This is a genomic window from bacterium (genome assembly GCA_021372615.1).
GTDB lineage: Bacteria > Armatimonadota > Zipacnadia > Zipacnadales > UBA11051 > JAJFUB01.
In genome coordinates, this window is sequence record JAJFUB010000076.1 from 15,675 (window position 1) to 36,502 (window position 20,828).

16 protein-coding genes are annotated in these 20,828 nt (G+C 68.0%); 9 read left to right on the forward strand and 7 right to left on the reverse strand.

The annotated features are described in order from the left end of the window. Positions 1-325 precede the first annotated feature (325 nt). Both LLH23_11375 and mtnA read right to left on the reverse strand, forming a co-directional pair. Positions 326-1,375 (reverse strand): Gfo/Idh/MocA family oxidoreductase, encoded by a 1,050-nt coding sequence (locus LLH23_11375; protein MCE5239083.1) that lies wholly within the window; start codon positions 1,373-1,375, stop codon positions 326-328. Positions 1,376-1,580: 205 nt separating this feature from the next. Next, complete coding sequence (mtnA, locus tag LLH23_11380) at positions 1,581-2,639, reverse strand: S-methyl-5-thioribose-1-phosphate isomerase (GenBank protein ID MCE5239084.1); 1,059 nt, start codon at positions 2,637-2,639, stop codon at positions 1,581-1,583. 179 nt (positions 2,640-2,818) lie between these two features. On the opposite strand from mtnA, the gene LLH23_11385 reads away from it, so the two are divergent. Continuing rightward, positions 2,819-5,095, forward strand: a complete 2,277-nt coding sequence (locus tag LLH23_11385; protein ID MCE5239085.1) for a DUF5110 domain-containing protein — start codon at positions 2,819-2,821, stop codon at positions 5,093-5,095. A 213-nt stretch (positions 5,096-5,308) separates the two neighbouring features. Here the strand turns inward: LLH23_11385 and LLH23_11390 are convergent, their stop codons facing one another. The 3 genes from LLH23_11390 to LLH23_11400 form a co-directional block, all read right to left on the reverse strand. Continuing rightward, a complete protein-coding gene (locus tag LLH23_11390) occupies positions 5,309-6,082 on the reverse strand; it encodes a M55 family metallopeptidase (GenBank protein ID MCE5239086.1) in 774 nt (257 codons plus the stop codon). Positions 6,083-6,099: 17 nt separating this feature from the next. Then, positions 6,100-7,419, reverse strand: a complete 1,320-nt coding sequence (locus tag LLH23_11395; protein ID MCE5239087.1) for a hypothetical protein — start codon at positions 7,417-7,419, stop codon at positions 6,100-6,102. Positions 7,420-7,562: 143 nt separating this feature from the next. Continuing rightward, on the reverse strand, positions 7,563-10,451 hold the full coding sequence (locus LLH23_11400; GenBank protein MCE5239088.1) for a hypothetical protein: 2,889 nt from the start codon (positions 10,449-10,451) through the stop codon (positions 7,563-7,565). A gap of 194 nt (positions 10,452-10,645) precedes the next feature. Between LLH23_11400 and LLH23_11405 the strand changes: the two genes are divergently transcribed. The 7 genes from LLH23_11405 (at position 10,646) to LLH23_11435 (ending at position 18,569) form a co-directional block, all read left to right on the forward strand. Next, the gene (locus tag LLH23_11405) at positions 10,646-11,008 is read left to right on the forward strand and encodes a DUF2752 domain-containing protein (protein ID MCE5239089.1); all 363 of its coding nucleotides are present in this window, start codon (positions 10,646-10,648) and stop codon (positions 11,006-11,008) included. Beyond that, positions 11,001-11,657, forward strand: a complete 657-nt coding sequence (locus tag LLH23_11410) for a hypothetical protein (GenBank protein MCE5239090.1) — start codon at positions 11,001-11,003, stop codon at positions 11,655-11,657. Before LLH23_11405 ends, LLH23_11410 begins: the two co-directional genes overlap by 8 nt. A 292-nt stretch (positions 11,658-11,949) precedes the next feature. Then, positions 11,950-14,730, forward strand: a complete 2,781-nt coding sequence (locus LLH23_11415) for a hypothetical protein (protein ID MCE5239091.1) — start codon at positions 11,950-11,952, stop codon at positions 14,728-14,730. A 137-nt stretch (positions 14,731-14,867) separates the two neighbouring features. Beyond that, a complete protein-coding gene (locus tag LLH23_11420; GenBank protein ID MCE5239092.1) occupies positions 14,868-15,734 on the forward strand; it encodes a hypothetical protein in 867 nt (288 codons plus the stop codon). Between the two features lie 81 nt (positions 15,735-15,815). Continuing rightward, positions 15,816-16,880: a M42 family metallopeptidase gene (locus tag LLH23_11425; protein ID MCE5239093.1), complete on the forward strand. Its 1,065-nt coding sequence runs from the start codon at positions 15,816-15,818 to the stop codon at positions 16,878-16,880. 207 nt (positions 16,881-17,087) lie between these two features. Then, positions 17,088-17,735, forward strand: coding sequence for a DNA-3-methyladenine glycosylase (locus LLH23_11430; GenBank protein MCE5239094.1), 648 nt, complete (start codon positions 17,088-17,090; stop codon positions 17,733-17,735). Between the two features lie 15 nt (positions 17,736-17,750). Next, positions 17,751-18,569, forward strand: a complete 819-nt coding sequence (locus LLH23_11435) for a sugar phosphate isomerase/epimerase (protein MCE5239095.1) — start codon at positions 17,751-17,753, stop codon at positions 18,567-18,569. 119 nt (positions 18,570-18,688) lie between these two features. On the opposite strand, the gene LLH23_11440 is transcribed toward LLH23_11435, so the two are convergent. Together LLH23_11440 and LLH23_11445 are read right to left on the reverse strand one after the other, a co-directional pair. Further along, the gene (locus tag LLH23_11440; GenBank protein MCE5239096.1) at positions 18,689-19,402 is read right to left on the reverse strand and encodes a hypothetical protein; all 714 of its coding nucleotides are present in this window, start codon (positions 19,400-19,402) and stop codon (positions 18,689-18,691) included. 3 nt (positions 19,403-19,405) lie between these two features. Beyond that, complete coding sequence (locus LLH23_11445) at positions 19,406-20,245, reverse strand: Nif3-like dinuclear metal center hexameric protein (GenBank protein MCE5239097.1); 840 nt, start codon at positions 20,243-20,245, stop codon at positions 19,406-19,408. A gap of 114 nt (positions 20,246-20,359) precedes the next feature. Between LLH23_11445 and LLH23_11450 the strand changes: the two genes are divergently transcribed. Further along, complete coding sequence (locus LLH23_11450) at positions 20,360-20,647, forward strand: hypothetical protein (GenBank protein MCE5239098.1); 288 nt, start codon at positions 20,360-20,362, stop codon at positions 20,645-20,647. Positions 20,648-20,828: the final 181 nt, after the last annotated feature.

The window sequence follows — 20,828 nt, forward strand, 5'->3', positions numbered from 1 at the left end:
GAGGGGATGAGGGGATGAGGGGATGAGGGGATGAGGACCTCGGGGGGGTAGTGCGGGCTTCCAGCCCGCATGAGGGCGAGGTCGGATCAGCCTGCCCCGATGGCACATCGGCGCCCGTGCCGTCAAGCGCCGGAGGCGCGACTCAGTCTAGGCGGGGGCGGAAGCCCCCGTCCCACGGGCCCCCTCCTCCTCCCCATCACGAACCCGGGCGGGGCCCCACGACCGGACGGCGACTCTGGACAGCCGCGGTCCACGGGCGGGCTGGAAGCCCGCACTACGGTCTGGGACCCCGCCCTGCTGCCATGCCACAGGCCGGGATCGGCGCCTACCCCCGGTACGTCCCCAGCCCCAGGGCGCGCAGGTCGGCCAACTCCCGCTTCTCTTCCGCTTCGTACAGCTTCCAGATGACCTGCAGGCCCTCCAGCGAGCTGACCGCGTCCGTCAGCGGCTTTTGGCCGGTGCGGATGCACTCGATGAAGTGGGCCATCTCGATCTCGGTGGACTTGGCGGCCGGGGCCTCCAGGAGGATCTCCTCGCCTGACCGTTCGGGCTCACCTGGCACGTGCGGCCGCATCTCCGAGTGCAGGATCAACTGGCCCTGCGTGAAGGCGGCCTCGATCATGCCATCGGAGCAGTGGGCGTGGAAGGAGTAGCGCAGGCGGCTGCCGCGCGCGCCCCAGGTGCCCTGGTGGTAGCCCAGCGCGCCGTTGTCGAACTCGATGGTGACGTGGCTGGTGCCCTCGCGCTCCATCCACGGCGTGCAGAAGTTCGTCCCGAAGTGTGTGCCCCACACCGGCTTACCCATCATCCACAGCATCAGGTCAATGTAGTGGCACCCGTGGCTGAAGAGCTGCCCGCCGCCGAGGGTCTTGGCGCTGCTGGCCCAGTGGTCCTCCGGGTACTTGGTGAGCTGCTCGGTCCACAGCGAGAGCTGGAAGCACTCGCCGTAGGTCTTGTTGGCGATCAGTTCCTTGAGCTTGACCACGAGCGGGTGGAAGCGCATGCAGTAGGCGACCATCAGCACGCGGTCGGCCTCCCGCGCGGCGTTGATCATCTCGATGCACTCCTGCTCGCTGTTGGCCATCGGCTTTTCGACGAGCACGTGCTTGCCGTGGGCCAGACAGTCCATCGTCACCGGATGGTGCAGATGATGCGGGAGCACCAGCAGCAGGGCGTCCACGTCATCGAGGACCTCGCGGTAGTCCTCGGCGACCTTCGTGCCGGCCGGGAGCAGGTCGGCCACGGCCTGCGCTTTCTCCCGGACGACATCCACGGCAGCGACGACCTCCACCTGGTCGAGGATCATCTCGAACCGACTGGCATGGCCTCGCGCCATACCACCACAGCCGACAATTGCGATCTTGGTCTTCTCCATGGTGCTGTTCCTATCTGTATGATGTGGTACGGATGAACGGCGTCCTCACCCCTACCCCTCTCCCTCGCTGCGCTCCGGAGAGGGGAACCTGGTGCGACCACTTTGTGCCTGCGGAGCCACAGAGCGACCTCCGCCTCCCCCCTCTCCGGCGCGCAGCCGTATCGCGCGCGGGAGAGGGGCCGGGGGTGAGGCAGCCGTCAAGTCGTCACTTCCGCCACTGCCCCAGGCTCTCCCCAAACGGCGCCCGGGCGACGCCCTTCTCCGTGATGATGGCTGTCACCAGCTCCGCCGGTGTGACATCGAAGGCCGGGTTGTAGATGCTCGCCTCGGCCGGGACGACCGGGCAGCGCGCGAAATGCCCCAGCTCGGCCACTTCGGTCGGGTCGCGCTGCTCGATGGGAATGCCGGCGCCCGAGGCGAGCGCGTAGTCCACCGTCGAGATCGGCGCCGCGACATAGAACGGGATGCCGTGGTGCCTCGCGAGCACCGCCACGCCGTACGTGCCAATCTTGTTGGCGAAGTCGCCGTTGGCGGCGATGCGGTCGGCCCCCAGCACGACGCAGTCAATCTCGCCGCGCGCCATGAGGCTGCCGGACATGTTGTCGCAGATGACCGTGCAGGGGATGCCCGCGCGGCACAGCTCCCAGGCCGTCAGCCGCGCGCCCTGCAGCAGCGGTCGCGTCTCGTCGGCGTAGACCCGCACGACTTTGCCCTGCTCGGCGGCGGCGCGGATGACGCCCAGCGCCGTGCCGTAGCCCGCCGTGGCCAGCGCCCCGGCGTTGCAGTGGGTCAGGATGCGCGCCCCGGCCGGGATCAGCTCCGCCCCGTGGCGCCCCATGCGGTGGCAGCGGTCCAGATCGTCGCTGACGATGGCGCGGGCCTCGGCTTCGAGGTCCGCCCGGAGCGCCGCGGCGTCACCGCCCGTCTCGACGATGCCCCGCATCCGCTCCAGCGCCCAGAAGAGATTGACGGCGGTGGGCCGCGTCGCCGCCAGGTCGGCGATGACCTGCCGCAGCTCCGCCTGCAGGGCCGCCAGATCGCCCGCCGTGCTGCGCCCGGCCGCCATCGCCACCCCGCACGCCGCCGCGCAGCCGATGGCCGGCGCCCCGCGCACCCGCAACATGCGGATGGCCTCACACAGATCGGGGATCGTGGTCACGTCAATGATCTGCTCGCACGTGGGCAGCAGCGTCTGGTCAATCATGCGCACGGCCAGGCCGTCGGGGGCGCGCTCGAGAGTGACGGTGTCGGGAATGGGTTGCATGGCGGGTGGTTCGTCGTGGGAGGGTGGGAGGCCTTCATCATGGCGAGAGCGAACAGGGAGCGCGTGGGGCCGCGTGTCCTCACGCGGCCGATGTGCGCGAAGGCTGCGCGCGTGGGGACACGCGCGCCCACGCGGTCACCCGCCCACGCGATACACAGCGATACACACAGGAGTGCATCATGGACCTGACGCTCGACAATGGCCTCACCCTTCGCGTTCAGCCCCTCACACCGAACGCCTTCCGCATTCGCTTGAGCCGCGATGGCGGCTTCCCCGAGCCGGGCCTGGTACGCTATGGCATCGTGCAGGGCGAGGGGGACGTGGCCCACGAGATCGCCGAGGACGGTGGCGCAGTGAGCGTGGCGACCGACGAGGCCTCCCTCCTCGTCAGCCGCCGCGACGGCGCCGTCTCCCTGCTTGACGCGCAGGGCAACCTCCTCGTGCGGCAGTCCCCCTCCCCCGAGGTCGGTGACAGCGGCTTCGACCTGCGCCTGGCGCTCGGCCCTGACGAGCAGCTCTACGGTCACGGCGACGAGACGCGCGACCGACTCAACAAGCGCGGCCACAAAGGCCTGATGATGGTCCGCAATGTCACGAGCTACACGCCCATCCCGTTTCTGATGAGCACCGGCGGCTGGGCCGTCTTCGTCAACAGCACGTGGTTCCACCAGTTCGATGCCGGGGCGACGGACCTGGCGGAACTGCGCATCTGGGCCGACGAGGGTGAGCTGGACTTCGTCCTCATCGCCGGCGAGAACCTGCCCGCGCTGCTGGACCGCTACACGGAGATCGCCGGCCGGCCCCACCTGCTGCCCCTGTTCGGCTACGGCCTGACGTTCGTGTGCGATGAGCGCGAGGTCCGGGCGCGTGACGTGCTCTACGAAGGCCACGCCTTCCGCCGCGAGGAGATGCCGTGCGATGTGCTGGGCCTGGAGCCCGGATGGATGGAGACGCGCTATGACTTCTCGCTGGACAAGAAGTGGAGCGAGGAGCGGTTCCACTTCCCCTTCTGGCTGCCGGGCATGAGGGCCGGGGGCTTCCCGGCGGCGCTCACGAACATGGGCTTCAAGCTCAGCCTGTGGCTATGCTGTGACTATGACCTGAGCGAGTATGAGGAGAGCCTGTTGGGAACGGCGTGCGGGCTGGAAGCCCGCGGTCCCAGTAACGGCGACGGCGGCCAGCAGGATGCTGGCGCTCCTACGGAAGACGACCTGTTCCAGGACCCGCACTTCCAGAAAGACCGGCGCTTCTTCGACACGCAGCACCGCGCGGGTGAGGGGTGGTTCGAGCACCTCAAGAAGTTCGTGGATGATGGCGCCCAGTGCTTCAAGATGGATGGCGCCAACCAGGTGCTGTTCCACCCGGACCGCCAGTGGCGCAACGGCATGACCGATGCCGAGATGCACAACCTGTACCCGGTGCTGCTGGCCAAGCAGATGAGCCGCGGCTATGGGGAGTACACGGGCAAGCGGGCAATGATCTACACGGCCTGTGGGTACGCTGGGACGCAGCAGTACGCGGCCACGTGGGCCGGTGACACGGGCGGCGGCGAGAAGCCGCTGGTGTCGCTGCTGAACCATGGGCTGTCGGGGCACTCCAACACCAGTTGCGACATGCAGGTGTGGAACCGCCACGGGGTCCACTTCGGCTTCCTGCAGCCCTGGTGCCAGATCCTGTCCTGGCACATGTACAACCAGCCGTTCTTCCTGGGCCGGGACATGGAGCCGGTCTTCCGCTTCTACGTCAACTGGCGGTATCGGCACCTGCCGTACTTCTACTCCGCGGCCCACCAGGCGGCGCGGACGGGGCTGCCGATCATGCGCGCCATGCCGCTGGTCGCTCCCGACGACCCCGCCTCGCCCGACCTCATCCACCAGTACATGGTCGGCGAGTGGTTCCTGACATGCGCCTTCACGGACACGATCCATCTGCCCGCCGGACGCTGGGTGGACGTCTGGACCGGCAAGACGCACGTGGGCCCCACGGACCTGCCGTGCGAGTGCCCGCCCGACCGCGGCGGCCCGCTCTTCGTCAAAGAGGGCGCGATCATCCCGCAGTACCCCGCGATGCAGTACGTGGGCGAGGTGCCGCTGGACCCGGTGACGGTGGAGGTGTTCCCGGGCAAGGCGTCGAGCTTCACGATGACCGAGGATGACGGGATCAGCTACGCCTATCTCGACGGTGCCGTGGCGACGACGGAGATGTCGTGCGTGACGAAGGGCAAGCAGATCGTCGTGACCATCGGTCCGCGCCACGGCACATATGAGGGGATGCCCGGGGAGCGGCACTATGAGGTGCTCGTGCACATCCCGCACAAGCCGACCTCAGTGGCCGTCAACGCAAAGGCTGCCGCGAAGGGAACATGGGACTACGACGCGGCGGCGAAGGCCGTGCGCGTGCGAGCGGCGGAGGACAAGCGGCGGAAGAAGGCCGTGGTGGTGACGATCGAGGGGTAGCAGGGGCCGTCGAGTCGCCCCTCCGGGGCTCACACCGGAGGGGCTGAGGGGGGCGTCCGGTGACGGGGGCTTCCGCCCCCGCCTAGGCTGAGTCGGCCCTCCGGGCCTCAACTGCGGCGACAAGCACCGTCAGCGCCGGAGGCGCGGCTCAATCTAGGCGGGGGCGGAAGCCCCCGTCACCGAACGCCCTCTCCCCCGCTCCCGCCGCGCCAGCTATATGTTCAGCTCACAGATGTCGTCCCGCGTCTTCTTGACCGTCCTCCGGTCCACGAACTCCCACCCGCCGTCGAGGTACCCCTGGATGCTGACCCCCTCAAGCACCTGGATCTCCTGGGTATACGGGCCGGGGAAGTAGCACGGCGGGATGTCCTTGCACTTGGCGCAGGCCGCGGCGGCCTGCTGGCGAATCAGGGCGCACGACGCCTCGTGCGACAGGTGGATCGCCAGCTCCCGCGACAGGGCCTGCTTGACCGCGGCGCCGACGATCTCGGGCACGAGGGCCTCGGCCTCCTCGACGGCCGCGTCGTCGCCAGCCACGAAGATCGTGGGGACGCCCATCGTCCCGGCCATCAGCGCCCGGCAACCGAACTCGCCCATCTCGATGCCGTTGATCTTGTAGTACTGGATGGACTTGGAGGAGTACGTGTGGCAGAGCACGCCCCGCTCCCCCATCATCGCGTGCTGGCCCACGAACATGAGGCCGTCGAAGGTCTCGTCGAGGTAGTACGGCGCCCGGATCGGCCCGCGCGCGATGAGCTTGGCATCGCGGTGGAAGCGCGTCCGGTCAATGCCCCCACCACCGTGACCGTCCCAGACGATCACCTCGGCCTGCGGGTCGAAGTCCAGGATGCCATCCACGCACGCATTCACTTCGCCGGTCAGGAACCAGTCGGAGCGCGCCTTCTCCTCGGGCGTGACATCTCGCGTCTGGGTGAACTGGTTGATCATGGCCGGACCCTCGAGGTCCGTGATGATGTGGATCTTCATGTGTGCCTCCGGTGTAGTTACGGCTTGCGGAACTCGTCAAAGAGCTTGCGGACGGCGGGCAGGTCCGGGCTGGCCTTGGTCTTGTCCAGGCAGTAGATGACTGCCCCGATGACGCGGCCGTCGCCGACCATCTCCAGGGCCTGCCGGGTGCGCGCCGTAATGTTCTCGGGCGTGGCGTCCTCGTTGTAGCGGTGCTTGTACTCGCCCCGACTCCCCGCGGGCATGACGATCAGCGGCAGCTTGTAGCGGTTCTGGCCGAGTTGCTTGGGGCCGTGGTGGACGGCGAACTTGCCCGCGGTGCGTGTCTGCCAACTGCGCTCGCGGCCTAGATCGGCGTTCATCTGCAGGCCCTCGACCTGCAGATCGCTCAACTCGACCGTCACGGCGTACTCGGTCACCCCCTTCGCTTCGTAGACGCCGAGCGCCAGGACGACGTGCGCGTTGCCCTGTGTGAAGGGGCTGAGGTCCACCTCGGCCTGTCCGTTGTCGGTCCCGGCGACGTCCTCGCTCCACGCCACCTTGCCATCCACCCGCAACTGCATCACGTGGTAGCCCGCCGTCGGCCCGTCACAGCTGTCCTTGTAGTGGAAGCGCACCACGGGCTTCTTGTCGCCCAGCACGCCGGCGGTCTGCGTGACCATGCCCAGGTCGCCCGGTGACGAGGGCGTAGTCGGCGGGTAGATGACGCTCAGGCCGGGCGGGACGGTGTAGGTGTCATCCAGGAAAGGCAGCGCCGCCTCGATCTCTTCGCGGCTCTGGTGGTAGGCGATGACGACGCCGTCCACCAGCGGCGCAAGCTTCTGCGCGAAGATCGGCCCGATCTGGCGGAAGTACAGCAGCGGGTAGAAGCGCAGCTCCGGGTTGATCGCCTTGGCGGTGCTCTGCATCTGCTTGATGATCTCGGGGGAGAACGCCTTGTCGTTGACGTTGTACCAGAAGTCGTCAATGACCCAGCCGACGAGGTTGGGGTACTTCACCGACAGCTTCGCGATCTCTTCGGCCCACTTCATGAAGTCCAGCCGGTAGGGCTCCGACCACAGCCCCCCAAAGCCCTGCTCGGTGTGCGGACACAGGTAGGCCCAGACCTGGATGTTGGCCTTCTGCGCCTCGGGCAGGAAGGCCTGGAGATCCTCCCAGTCCGTCGGCTTGTGCCAGATCAGCCACATGTACGTGTTGGCGCCCATGTCCTGCAAGCGCTGGATCATGAGCGGGATGTCCACGCGGCCGTCCGCCCCGCGCAGCTCCGCGTCGTAGTCGCCCAGAACCATCTTGGGCAGTTCGGTGGCATAGGCGTTGAGAGAAACAAGTACTGCCACGGCAACGATGACTCTGCGCACGACTGGTTCACCCCTGTCTCTTCTGCGTCGCGGTCTTTTCTGCGTCGCGTGGGCGCGCGTGTCCTCACGCGCGCACGGCTGCGCATCCCGAACGGCTGCGCGCGTGGGGACACGCGCGCCTACGCGACACGCCATACGTTCCGCTACTTCAGCGCCACCAGCGCCTTGAGCACCTCGATGCGTACCTGGTCGGGAACGGTGCGGTCCTTGGGGACATCCCAGCGGTAGTTGCTGCCGTTCTCACCGGCCAGGACCCGCTGCGGGCCGTCCACCAGCAGCTTCCTGGCGGCCTCGAGCTGTGCGCTCTTCACGCCCTTCTTCTCCAGCTCCGCCACACGCTGCTGCAGCATCGTCAGCGTCTCGAAGTCCTCGGCGCTCTCGCGCACCGCCTCCATGTACTTGGAGGTGGTGACACTCGTCTCGTCTATGTACGAGGGGCAGTACGGACCGGGCCCCTCAGCCGGATACTCGTTCCAGCACGAGACGCGGCTGCTGTCCCCGAAGGCCCAGAAGTGCGAGCCCTTGCCGCCGATGGCGAAGGCATGCCAGGCCTGGACCAGGTAGTACGAGTACGGATCGAACGTCCTTGCCGGACCGGAGGCGTTGTAGAACCAGATCTCCTTGCCCTGGCGCTGGGCCTCCAGGAACATGTCGCGGTACTTCTGCTCCCGGTCCAGGAAGGGCGCGCGGTAGGGGCACAGGATGTCCACCGACTGGAACATGACCGGGGCGTCCACATACTCGGTGGGCTGCGGATCCTCGAAGGTCACGAGTTCCGGGGCGGCGGCCTCGATGGCCTGCGCCCAGGCCACGATGAGGTCATACTGCGTCTTGTTGTTCGGCTCGTCGTAGATGAGCACGCCCAGTTGGCTCGGGTCCTTGCCCAGCTCGCGCATGTGCTGGGCCCAGAACCGCGCCCAGGCCCCGACCTTCAGCCCGAAGGCCTGGTCGCCGATCTTGGAGCCGCTGAAACTGTCGCCACAGGCCAGGTACACCATGTACATCCGCGCGTCGGGCCACAGCTTCACCCAGTTGTCAAAGCGGGTCGTGTCGGCAGGCAGCTTGATCTGGCCGTTGTCGTCCACCTGGACCGAGAACATCACACTGCTGGTGGCCCACGGCGTGTTCACGAAGTGCTCCTGCAGGTGCTCGACGACCGCGGCCTTGTTCTGGGGCGTGATGCCGTACATCGCGTCGGCGTCGGTGTAGTCCCACCCGCCGACGCACAGGGTCGTCTTGTCCGGGAAGCGCAGCGGGTAGACGATGAGCTTGAGCGGCACGATCTGCTTGTTGCCGGTGGCCGGAGTGATCTCGATCTGCCCGGCATACGTCTTCGCGGGCAGGTCCTCGGGCTTGAAGCTCAGCCACACCTGGCGGGTCATGCCGCACGGCACGGTGATGATGAAGTCTCTGCCCTCGCGCCTGGCCTCGGGCAGGGCCGAGGACACGGGCACGAACCGCCGGGTGCCGACCGTCAGGACCTCATGGGCCTGCAGGTAGGGCGGGTTGTCCCCGCCGGGTAGCCCCGTCACCCTCAGCCGCACGCGCAGGTCGGCGTCGCCGGCGTTGGTGAGGTTCAGGACCCCGGCCCGCCACTCGTGGTTCATGGTGTGGACTTCCACGGGCTTCGCCGGGCCTGCGGTGGCGGGCTCGGAGAACGAATCCAGCGGCTCCCAGCGGTTGATGTTCCAGACGCGCAGCGTCGGCTTGCCGCCGGCGCGCCACACGAGGGCCTGCAGCCTGAAGACGTCGGCTTCAAGCGGGTCCACCGGCAGCACGGCGCGGAGGGTCGTCAGGTCGGGCGCCCCGTATTCGTCAATGCGCCCGGCCAGCGAGTCCGCCAGCGCGGTGAGCTTCCCCTGGGCGTTCCTGGGCAGGGCGGCGATGTCGTCCCGCACAGCGTCGAGGCCGCGGCGGAACTGCGCGCGCAGCAGATCGTCGGCCACCGACCGCCGCATGCGCTCCTTCGGGCTGTCGAAGGCCTGGCCGGTGTACGCGAGCTGCAGGAAGTCCGCCGGGCCACCGAAGACCTCGATCTCGTCCACGAAGGTGTAGCCGCCGAAGTCGGCCTCCACGCACAGGCACACGTAGCGCCCGTGCGTCTTGAGCTGGTCGGTCCATATCCGCCGGATGGCGTACTGGCCGTACTCGGGCAGGTTGTTGTGGGCGGCGTTGAGCGTCAGCAGGTTCCCGGCGTCATACCACTGCTTGTTGTCGGGGCTGACGAAGACCAGGATGCGCGCCGGCCAGTGCACCTGCGCCACGCCTGCGGCGGTGTTGAACGAGAGGCCTTTGATCGGCTGGTCCTGACCCAGGTCAATGGTGATGAAGGCCATCTGGCTGCCCCAGCCGACGGTAGTCATGCGCGTCCAGAAGTGGCCCTGGGTGTACACGCCGTCCGTGAGCTGTGTCGCGTCGCCGGGGTCCTTGCACAGGCCGTAGCTCGGCGCCGGAACCATCGTGTAGGGCTTGCCCAGCGCCAGGTTGGGGCCGATGTCGGGCAGCTTCTCAGCCGGCTCGGCACCGGTGGCGAAGACCGCCACCTGCGTGACCCGCAGCGTGCCGGCCGGGCCGGGCTTGCCCTCCGCCTGCGCGGCGTCGGCGTAGATCTCGATGCCCACGTCGGCGCTGACCGTGCCGAAGCTGAGCCCCATCTTCTGCGCCCCGGCCTTGTGGCTCCCGGTCGCCTGGCCCAGCGGCTTGCTGTCGGGCAGATCCATCACCCGCACGAGCGGCGTGAGGATGCCGTCACCCTCGTAGCTGACCGCGATCGTGAAGCCGGACTTGGGGGTGACAAAGTCGCACTTGCCCCGAGCGGGGTCGTGCAACCCCGCGGTGGCCTTGTACTGCAGGACGGCCTTGCCCTCGGGCCCCACGATGCGCTGCCAGGAGCCGTCGGCGGGGAGCGTCCACTCCGCCGGCACCCCTGGCTGCCCCGGCGTCTCCTTGGCGAAGTCCCCGTTCTTGACGAGATCGGCGCTCCAGACGCCACTGCAGAGCACGACCGGTACGAGCCAACGCCACGCGCGCATGTGGATCACCTGCCCTGTGAGTTGTGCGCTACTTCGCTGGCACGGCGGGGAAACCTCTTCGCGCGAGGGCATGGCGCGGCCTTCGGCTTCCCCTGCGCCCGCCGACGTGCTATCATGGCCACATGTCTGCCTGGAGGCTCGGGGGCAGCCGTCATGACGCGTCGGCTGCCCTGATTGTGTGTGGGAGTGTCATCGTGCTCTCGGCCCTGCTCCCGCCGAGCCCCAGCGGCTTCGGGACCCACCGCCGTCTCGTGCCCGTGCCGTGTGGCTTCCGGGCGCTCACGCGTGTGCCCTGTCCGTTCTGCGGCATGACCACCGGCTTCGCCTGGATGGCTCGCGGCCGCATACGCGAGGCTGCCAACGCCAACCTCATGGCCCCCATCGCCTTCATGGCCACGTGTCTGCTGGCCCTGCTGGGGCTGTACGGGGCTGTGACGAGGCGCGGCTGGCTGCCGGCAGCCCTGGCGCATCCGGCCTTCCCCCGGTGGCTCCTGGGCGTGATTCTGGTCTTCTGGCTCATCAACCTGACCCTGCATTTCGGGGGCTGGCATGTCTAGTCTGATCCACAACCTGAGGGCGGCGGCCAGTCGTCTCCCGACCCGGAAGCTGCCGCTCCTGGCCGGTCTGGCGGCCTTCGCGGTGGTTACGCTCGTGCTGATCCGCCTCGTGCCCGGCCCCGCGCCGCAGGCGCAAGCTCAGGTGTCCGCGGTGGAAGCGCCGGTCGCTGTGGCGGAAGCTCCTGTGGCCCTCCCTGCCACGCCGGCGGAGCAACCGGCCCTCACCGGCCAACTCACGCTCACCGACTTCCGCATCGTCGTGCCCCCCGGCTGGGAGCGCCGCCCGGACCTCGAGGAGCAGGGCCCCGGCACCAAGCTCTTCCTCGCCGGCCCCACGGTGGGCGACGGTCAGCTCTATCTCGGCATTGACGTCTACACCCTTCCCCATGGCATGAAGCTGGCGGACTTCATCAAGCGCTACAGCTCGCAGTGGGCGGGTACGGCAGGCCTGAGCGACAAGCCGGCCGCGCTGTGCGGCAAGCCCGCCCGGATGTTGGCCATGAGCGATGGGCGCGTGGACAAGCTCTTCCTGGTGGCGGTCTATGGCGACCGGGGCTATGTGATCGGCATGTTCGGCCCGACCGGCCAGGGCACGGCCAGCGTCAAGGCGTTCCAGGCCGTGGTGAACAGCTTCCAGTTCTACGGCTAGCCTGTAGTTCGGGCGTCCAGCCCGCCCCGCGTCCCGAGGATGAGAAGAGGAGGGCGCCCGTGGGACGGGGGCTTCCGCCCCCGCCTAGTGTGAGCCGCGCCTCCGGCGCTGGGCAGCGCCGTCCCCTCATCCCCTCATCCCCTCATCGCCTCATCGCCTCATCGCCTCATCCTCTCATCCTCTCATCCTCTCGTCCTCTCATCCGTCTCCCCATCCAGCCGTCTCAGAGGTCCACCTCCCCCCGACGGCGAACTTCCCCGCAGCCGTTCACCTCTCACGCCAGGGATGCCACATGGACACTGAGCGCCTCGCCGAGCTGTTTGCCGATCCGCCTGCCGCCTACCGCCCGATGATCTTCTGGGGCTGGAATGGCGACATCACGCCGGCAGGAATCGAGGAGCAGGTCGCCGACTTCGCCGCCAAGGGCTGCGGCGGGTTCTTCATCCACTCCATGGGGGAGAACTTCCGGCTCTGTGACTTCGTGCGCGGCATGACGCCACCGTACCTGTCGGATGAGTATTTCGGGCTCATTCGCCACGCCGTCGAGACTGCGCAGCGGCACGACCTGTACGCCTGGCTGTACGATGAGGGCGGATGGCCCAGCGGCACCGCGCAGGGGCATGTCGTGGAAGGCCATCCGGAGCTGAAGGGCAAGCGCCTCCACGCCCGGCGCGTGCGTACGCTGGACCTGCCCGCTCTCCCCGAGAACACGGTCGCTGCCCTCGGCCTCCCGGACATCGGTGTGCCCGAGCCCGTGGACCTGCGCGAGCTGTCTGAGGGCCTGTGGCCCTATGAGAACCTGATCCTGTTCACCGTCGCACCGGACGGCTACCCAGTGGACGTGCTCAACCCCGAGGCCGTGCGCCGCTTCATCACGGTGACCCACGAGCGCTACGCCGAGTGCGTGGGTGAGTTCTTCGGCAACACCATCCCCGGCATCTTCACCGACGAGACGAGCCTGGGCGGGCGACTGGGCGCTTCCGCTGCCCCGTGGTTCGGTGGGATACTGGAGATCTTGGCCGACCAGACCGGCCGCGACTTCCGCACCTACCTGCCCCTGCTCTTCTCCCGCGACTGTGTCGGCAGGGACGTGTTCGGCCGCTATTCGGACCACGAAATCGTCGCCGCCCGCTGCGAGTACTATGACCTGCTCACGCGCCGGTTTGGCGAGAGCTACTGGCAGCAGATCACCGACTGGTGCACCGCTCACGGCCTGATCCACACCGGGCACGTCGGCGGCGAGGACAACCTGCCTGACAACCTGTCCTTCGGCCACTTCTTCCGCACCGCCGGCGTGCTGCCCATACCGGGGGTGGACGTGATCTGGCGGCAGCTCTTCCCCGGTCAGAGGGTCTTCCCGTTCCCCCGCCTGGCCTCGTCGGCGATGAAGCAGGCCAGCGCGCGCGAGGGCTGCTCCGGACCAGAGGATAGCGCGGGCGAGGCCGCCCGCGCTACTGACTTTCCTGATCCCTGGGCCGGGTCGGTGCTGACCGAGAGCAACGCTGTCTACGGCTTCGGGCTGCACTACGGGCAGATGCGGTGGCTGCTGGACGTGCAGGCCCACTGCGGGGTGAACTTCTACGCGCCGATGGCCGTACAGTACACGACGAGTGACGGGCGGCTCTTCGGGACCATGAGCCATAGCGGCCACGGGAACCCGCTGTGGCCCACCTACCGGGTCTTCGCCGAGTATGTGGGGCGCCTGTGCATGCTCACCCGCCATGGCCGGGAGCAGGCGCACGTGGCCGTGTACTACCCGATCGAGGCCCTCTGGACGATCGACGGGACGGATGAGGCGTGGGCGAGCCTGCAGCACATCTGCGCCGTGCTGTCCGCGCACCATGTACCCTTTGACTTCATTGATGCTGACCTGCTGACCAGCCTGACCACCGACGTCGGCTGCGGGTGTGCCGGTGAGGTCAGGTATGAGACCTTCATCGTCCCCTCGGTCGTGGCCCTGCCGGCCGCAGTGCTGGGCAAGTTGGCGGAGCTGCGCGAGGCAGCCGCCACGGTGCTGGTGCTCGACCACTGGCCGTTGCAGCCCTCCGAGATGAGCGGCCTGACGGCCCACGATGGCGCGGTCCAGCGCCTGCAGCAGGCCGGCGTGAAGCCCACGCCGGCCGACAAGCTCGCCCACGCCCTGCCGGCCGCGCCGCCGGCAGACTTCGAGGTGCTCCAGCCCCATCCCGAGCTGATGGTGTCCTCGCGCACGATTGGTGCTGACCATGTCTACCTGCTGACCAATAACAGCCCGCGCACGATCGAGCCGCTGCTGGCGCTGGACCTGGCCGGCCCCGGGTCGCTCGAAGCCTGGGACTTGCGCGACGGCGAGATCATCCCCCTGCCCTGGAAGGTGGACCTCCACGGCCAGGCGGTCCAGCCGGTGCTCCCACCGTGGGCTACGGTGATGCTGGTGCTGCACCCGCTGCCCGACGACGCCACAGTGGAGGAGGCAGAATGGTCCGAGGACGCGCTGGCGCTCGAACGCTGGCTGAGCGACCCCTCCCACCGCCCCCACGCCCTGCCCCCGGCGGATGTGGTCGCGGAGTTCGAGGCCGCCGACCGGGCCGAGGTGGTGCGGCAATACCTCATCGAGGACGGCGACGTGCGTCTGGCGGAGCCGGACGAGTTCCCGACGGTCTATGAGGGGGAGCCGGCGCCGCTGTGGGACTGGGCCGACTGGCCGATGCCAGACTTCGCGGGCGAGGTGCGCTACGAGTTTGAGCTGGTGGTGGCCGACGAGCTGACCTACCGGCCCCTCCTGCTGGATCTGGGCCAGGTCTTTTGGACCGCGCGCGTGGAACTCAATGGCCAGGACCTCGGCGACCTGCTGTGGGCGCCGTACGTGCTGGACGTCTCCGGCCTCGTCAAGCCCGGGGGCAACCGCCTGGCGATCACCGTAGCCAACACCCTCGCCAACCAGGCCTGCCGTCCGGAGGTGGAGGCCGAGGCCCGCGGGCGGGGCTGGTGCAACGCCTACGTGGAGCGGACGCTGCCGATGATGCGCGAGGACTTGCGGTCGGGGCTGGTTGGGCCAGTCCGACTGCTGGTGGCCGTGCCACGGGTCGGGTAGGCGCTCCGGGCCCGATTTCGGGCTTTACTTGGCCGTACTGACGAGGTACAATTCGCCCCTTCGAGGAATCCCCCGGAGAGCACAGGGCGGCGCGACGGTCCGGCGCCGTCTGTTGTCCCAACCCAGGAGGTCGTCGCATGGCAACAATCATTCCCGTCATGAAATTCGGCGGGGTGACGCTGCAAGGCATCAATCGCTTCGGTCCGGACGAGGGCCGTCTCCTTGACGAGGTCTTGCGCCAGGAGAACCTCAACGACATGTACCGCCTGCTGGCGCAGCGCCGCAACCTCGCCAGGGTCCAGCGCCTCAGGGAGGTCGCCGAGGAATTCGTCCTCCCCTGGTGCGCCAACGGCACCACCCCCGTCGTCGTCGTCTCCGCGTTTGACTGGGCCACCGACAAGCTCGAGCAACTCGCCGCCGCCCTCGCCGCTGATCCCGACCCCCGCGAATATGCCCGCCTGCTGATGTCCGGCGAACTGCGCGCCAACGCCGCGCTGGCTATCGCGCTGGTCGCCGAGGGCCATGCTGCCCGCTCGCTGACGGGCCGCGAAGCGGGCATTGTCACCGACAAGCGCCATGTCGGCGCCCTGGTCGAGCGCGTTGAGATCGGCCATGTCAACAGCCTGCTGGAGCGCGAGATCATCCCCGTCGTGGCCGGCTTCCAGGGCTACTACTGGGACGAGCGCGAGCAGCGGGACGAGGTCTCGATCCTGGGCCGCGGCGGCTCCAACCTCACTGCCGTCGCCCTCGCCGACGCGCTCGAGCAGACCGAGTGCACGATGTTCTCCAATGTGGACGGAATCTACACCAAGGACCCCAGCACTTACGACGATGCCGAGAAGCTGTCGGAGATTGCGGCCGACGAGTTGCTGTCCTGGAGCCCGTTCCCGCAAGTCATCCAGAAGGAAGCCGTCCTGTACGCCTGCGAGCGCGGCGTGGACATCTGGATCCGCGACGGCTTCGATGTGAACAAGCCCGGCACGCTGATCCACTGCCGCCAGTAGCGGCGCGATTCATCGCGCCCGCACCCTATCGCGCCCACGGCGCCATGAATGGCGCCACTACAGCCGTCCTGGAGTCTGTCCATGCGTAGCGAGTCATTCGAGTTCCTCCGTCAGCTCATCCTGACCCCGTCCCCGTCCGGCTTTGAGCAGCCCGTGCAGCGCCTCGTGCGCAAGTACGTGGCCCCCTTCGCCGACGAGGTCCGCACCGACGTACACGGCAACGTCATCGCCGTGAAGAACCCGGAGGGCTATCCCCGGGTGATGCTGGCCGGCCACTGCGACCAGATCGGCATGATGATCCAGCACATCTCCGACGACGGCGTGCTGTACTTCGCCTCCGTCGGCGGCATTGACGCGGCGGTCATGCCCGGCCTGAACGTCACCGTTCACAACGAGCGCGGGCCCGTCACCGGTGTCATCGGCCGCAAGCCCATCCACCTGCTCAAGGCCGAGGAGCGCGACAAGCCCAAGCTCGATCTGTCGGACATGTTCATTGACATCGGCGCCAAGGACAAGGAGGACGCCCAGGGCAAGGTCGAGATCGGCGACTGTGCCACCTTCGACCTGCGCATGGACGTCCTCATGAACGATCTGGTCGTCGGTCCTGGCTTTGACGACAAGGTCGGCTCCTTCGTCGCCTGCGAGGCCCTGCGGCTCATCGGCGACAAGAAGCTGAGCTGCGCGGTGTACGCCGTCTCGACGGTCCAGGAGGAGTTGGGCCTGCGCGGCGCCCGCACCAGTGCGTTCGGCATTGACCCGCAGGTGGGCATCGCGGTGGACGTCACCCACGCAACGGACTACCCCGGCTGCGACGCCAAGAAGACCGGCGAGTGCAAGCTGGGTTCGGGCCCGACCATTGCCCGCGGCCCGAACATCAACCCGGTCCTGCGCAAGCTCCTGCAGGAGACCGCGACCAAGAAGAAGATCCCGTGGCAGCCCGAGCCCGAGCCCCGCGCCACTGGCACGGACGCCAACGCGATTCAGATCAGCGGGGCAGGCGTCGCCGCCGGCCTCGTCTCGATCCCCAACCGCTACATGCACACGCCGGTGGAGGTCGTCCACCTGTCGGACCTGGAGAACGCCGCGAAGCTGTTGGCCGAGGCCTGCCTGCGGATCAAGGGGGACGCGGACTTTACGCCGCTGTAGCGAGGCGAAGTCAGGAACGGCGTCCTCACCCCTACCCCTCTCCCGCGCGCGACACGACCGCGCGCCGGAGAGGGGAACCGTGCGACCACTTTGTGTCTGCGTAGCCACATAGCGCCATCCGACTTCCCCTCTCCGGAGCGAAGCGAGGGAGAGGGGCAGGGGTGAGGACGCCGTTGCCGTTTCCGTTGCCGTTCCCGCAAGCCCATCATGCCCAACCTCTCCCCCCTTCCCCGGGACTTCTACCTCCAGCCCACGCCCCGCGTCGCGCGGGGGCTGTTGGGCTGTCTGCTGGTCCACGACACCCCCGACGGCCCGACCGGTGGCCTCATCGTCGAGACCGAGGCCTATCTGGCCCAGGACGATCCGGGCTGCCACGCCGCCATCGGGCGGACGCGGCGCAATGAGGTGATGTTCGGCCCGCCCGGCCATGCCTATGTCTACCGCATCCACCAGGTGGTCTGCCTCAACGTCGTGACGGCGCCTGAGGGGGTGCCTGAGGCGGTGCTCATCCGCGCGCTGGAGCCGACCGTGGGGGCGGACCTCATGCGCCGCCGCCGCGGACTGGAGCGTTTGGAGGACTTGTGCTCGGGGCCGGGGAAGCTATGCCAGGCCCTCGGGATCACGATGGTGCACAATGGACTCGCCGTGACGCGGCCGCCGCTGTGCGTAACCAGGGAGCCTGTGGGAGCGGTCACCGACCGCGACCGGTCGCGGTCGGTGACCGCTCCCACAGTGACCGCTCCCCCAGGCCTGGACATCGTCCAGACCACTCGCATTGGCCTGCGCCCCGAGCGCGGGGCCGATCTGCCACTGCGGTTCTACCTGACCGACAACCCGTTCATCTCACGCCGCTAACCGGAGGACTGTCGCATGATGAAGATCGCTTTCATGACGTTCGCCACCCCGGAACTCGACCTGACGCAGGTGCTCACCGCCGCGATCCGCTACGGCTACGATGCCGTGGAGCCGCGAGCCGAGGCCGGGCACAAGCACGGCGTTGAGCTGGAGACCACCAAGAAGCAGCGCAAGGAGATCAAGGCGGCCTTCGCCGACACGGGCGTGGACCTGTGCTGCATCGCTACCTCGCGCAACTACTCCACGGATGAGGCCGACAAGCGCGCCGAGAGCGTCGAGCTGACCAAGCGCTACATTGACCTGGCGGCCGACTGCGGGGCCCCGTGCATTCGCGTCTTCGGCGGCGGCACGCCTGCCGGCGCCGACTACGCCGAGGTGAAGAAGTATGTCGCCCAGGCGCTGCACGAGTGCGCCGAGCACGCCAAGGGCAGCGGCGTGTGGGTCTGTATCGAGACCCACGACTCGTACTGCAATGCCCGCGACCTGGCGGATGTGGTGAAGTGGGCCGACAGCCCCCAGGCGGCCATCAACTGGGACATCATGCACCCCTGCACCGCCGGCCTCACCATCGCCGAGGCCTTCGAGGCCGTCAAGCCCTACGTGAAGCACTGCCACGCGCATGACGGCACGCGGCCGGATCCCACGAAGGGCTGGACGCTGGCGCCGATGGGCACCGGGCAGATTGACCACGCCGAGGCGATGCGGCTGCTCGCGACGATCAACTACGAGGGCGCGATCTCCGGGGAATGGATCAACTGGCAGCCCTACGCGGAGATGCTCCCCCGCGAAGCGGCAGTGCTGCGCGACTATCGCACGAAGGCGGTCGGAGGGTAGAGGGTAGAGGGTCGAGGGTCAAGGGTAAAGGCAACGGCGCCTCCCGCAACCGTGTGGGAGGCGCCGCTTCGTTGGCCGTTGTCGTTACCCTTGACCCTTCACCCTCGACCCTTGACCCTCTACCACGCGTCGGAGGGGTATAGCATCCGCCGGCAGTTCTGGCACTTCACGATGACCTTGCCCAGCTTCACGGTCGAGATGGCCGACTGGGGCAGGACATTGCGGCACGCCATGCACATGTTCCCCTCGATGCCCGCCACGGCCACGCCCTCGAGCTTGCTGCGCATGCTCTCGTACTCCTGGAGCATGGGCGGGGTGATCTGCGGGGTCAGCTCCGCCCGCTTGGCGGTCAGGGCCTTGATCTCACCCTCCAGCTTCCCGCGCGCCTCCTGGTAGTCGCCCACGATCTTGTCGTGCACGGCTTGCCCCTGGGCGACGACCTTCTCCTGCTTGGCGACTTGGGCACGGGTCGTCTCGATCTCGTCCATGAGGCCCAGGATGTCGGTCTCCAGGCGGTCCCGACGGCGGTTCAACTCCTCGATCTTGCGCTCCAGCGCGCCCAGCTCCTTGGCGTCCGCGACTGTGCCCCCATACGCCTTGCCCATCTTGTCCTTGCGCTCTTGCTCGGCGCTCTTGAGTTCCAGCTCCTTCTTGCGGTTCTCGGCTTCGAGGGCGTTCAGGCGCTGCTGGAGCTTCTCCAACTCCTGCTGTGCGGCCGCCAGGTTGCGGCCGGACTTGCCGCCGTCGTCCAGGCCCGCGATCCAGGTGCGATGCTGGGCGATGGCGCTGTCCACCTGCTGCAGCTCATAGAGCTGAGTCATCTGCTCCTGCATGAATCAACCTCCGCAATCCTCTGTGTGAACGCTCCAGACGGGCGATGACTCGTCCGCGATGCGGATGTCCAGCCCCGGCAGGCGCTCCTGGAGGGCCCGCCGCAACAGCCCCAGCACCGGCCGCTCTGTCTCGAAGTGCCCCGCCGTGATGACCGCCGGCCCGAGAACCTCCGCCTCCAGGGCCTGGTGGTGCTTCAACTCGCCTGTGACCATCACGTCCGCTCGGGCTGCGCGCGCCAGGCCGAGCATGTCGCCCCCGGCGCCCGGCACCAACGCCACGCGCCTGGCTGGCGTCCTGTCGCAACCCGTGAGTTGCGTAGTGCGCGCCCCCAGCTTCCGGGCCACCAGCGCCGCCAGTTCGCCGCGGGTCGTCTCTCCGGGCAGTTCGACTAGGCAGCCAAACCCGAAGTCGGCACCTTCGCCGGAGAGGGCCGGCTTCCCTTCCCCGGGTCGCCAGGGCGCAAGCGGCCTCGGCCGGGGGAAGCCCAATGCCTCCGCCAGTGCCAACGCGGTGCCGCAGGTGGGCGACTTGTCCAGGTTGGTATGCGCCGCGTAGAGCGCCATGTTGGCCTGCGCCAGCTCCGAAACCACGGCGTACGCCAGATCGTCGTCGACCAGGGCCCGGATCGGCTCGAAGAAGAGCGGGTGGTGGGTGATGACGAGCACATCGCGGAGCCCTTCGCCCTGCGCGATGACCGCCGGCATGGGGTCCAGGGCTAGCAAGACGTGCTCCACGGGCCAGCTTCGCCCGCCGAACATCAGGCCGACGTTGTCCCAGGGCTCGGCGAGGCTGGGCGGGGCGACCGCCTCCATGGCGGCGATGACATCTGCGACCTGCAGCATGGCGTCTCCATTTTAGCACTCGCACTATGTGAGTGCTAATTGTTGGCTCCGTCCTATTGACTCAGATTCCCGATCCGCTATAATGTCCGCAGAGGTTACAGGAGGCGGTTTCTCGTGCCGACCTATGAATACGAATGTCTGAAGTGCGGACACACGTTTGAGGTCATGCAGTCCTTCTCCGACGCGCCGGTGACCAAGTGCACCGAGTGCCGCGGGAAGGTCAAGAAGCTCTTCTCTCCCCCGGCGATCATCTTCAAGGGGAAGGGCTTCCACTGCACCGACTACAAGAGCAGTGGCCACGGCCGGCCGTCCTGCCCCAAGGAGGCTGCCGAGACGAAGTCGGACACCAAGTGCGACAGCGCCTCGGACGACTGCAAGGGCAAGTGCGCCGCGGCGAGCTAAGCCTGATCTGAATCGTGTGCCCAAGCGCCTCCCCTGCGGGAGGCGTTTGCATTTGGGGGGGACCTGGACGGACGGTCGCGGTCGGTGACCGCTCCCACGTCCGGCAGCCACACAGGGCAGTTGCGGGAGCGATCACGGTCGCGGTCGGTGACCGCTCCCACGTCCGGCAGCGCAACAGGGG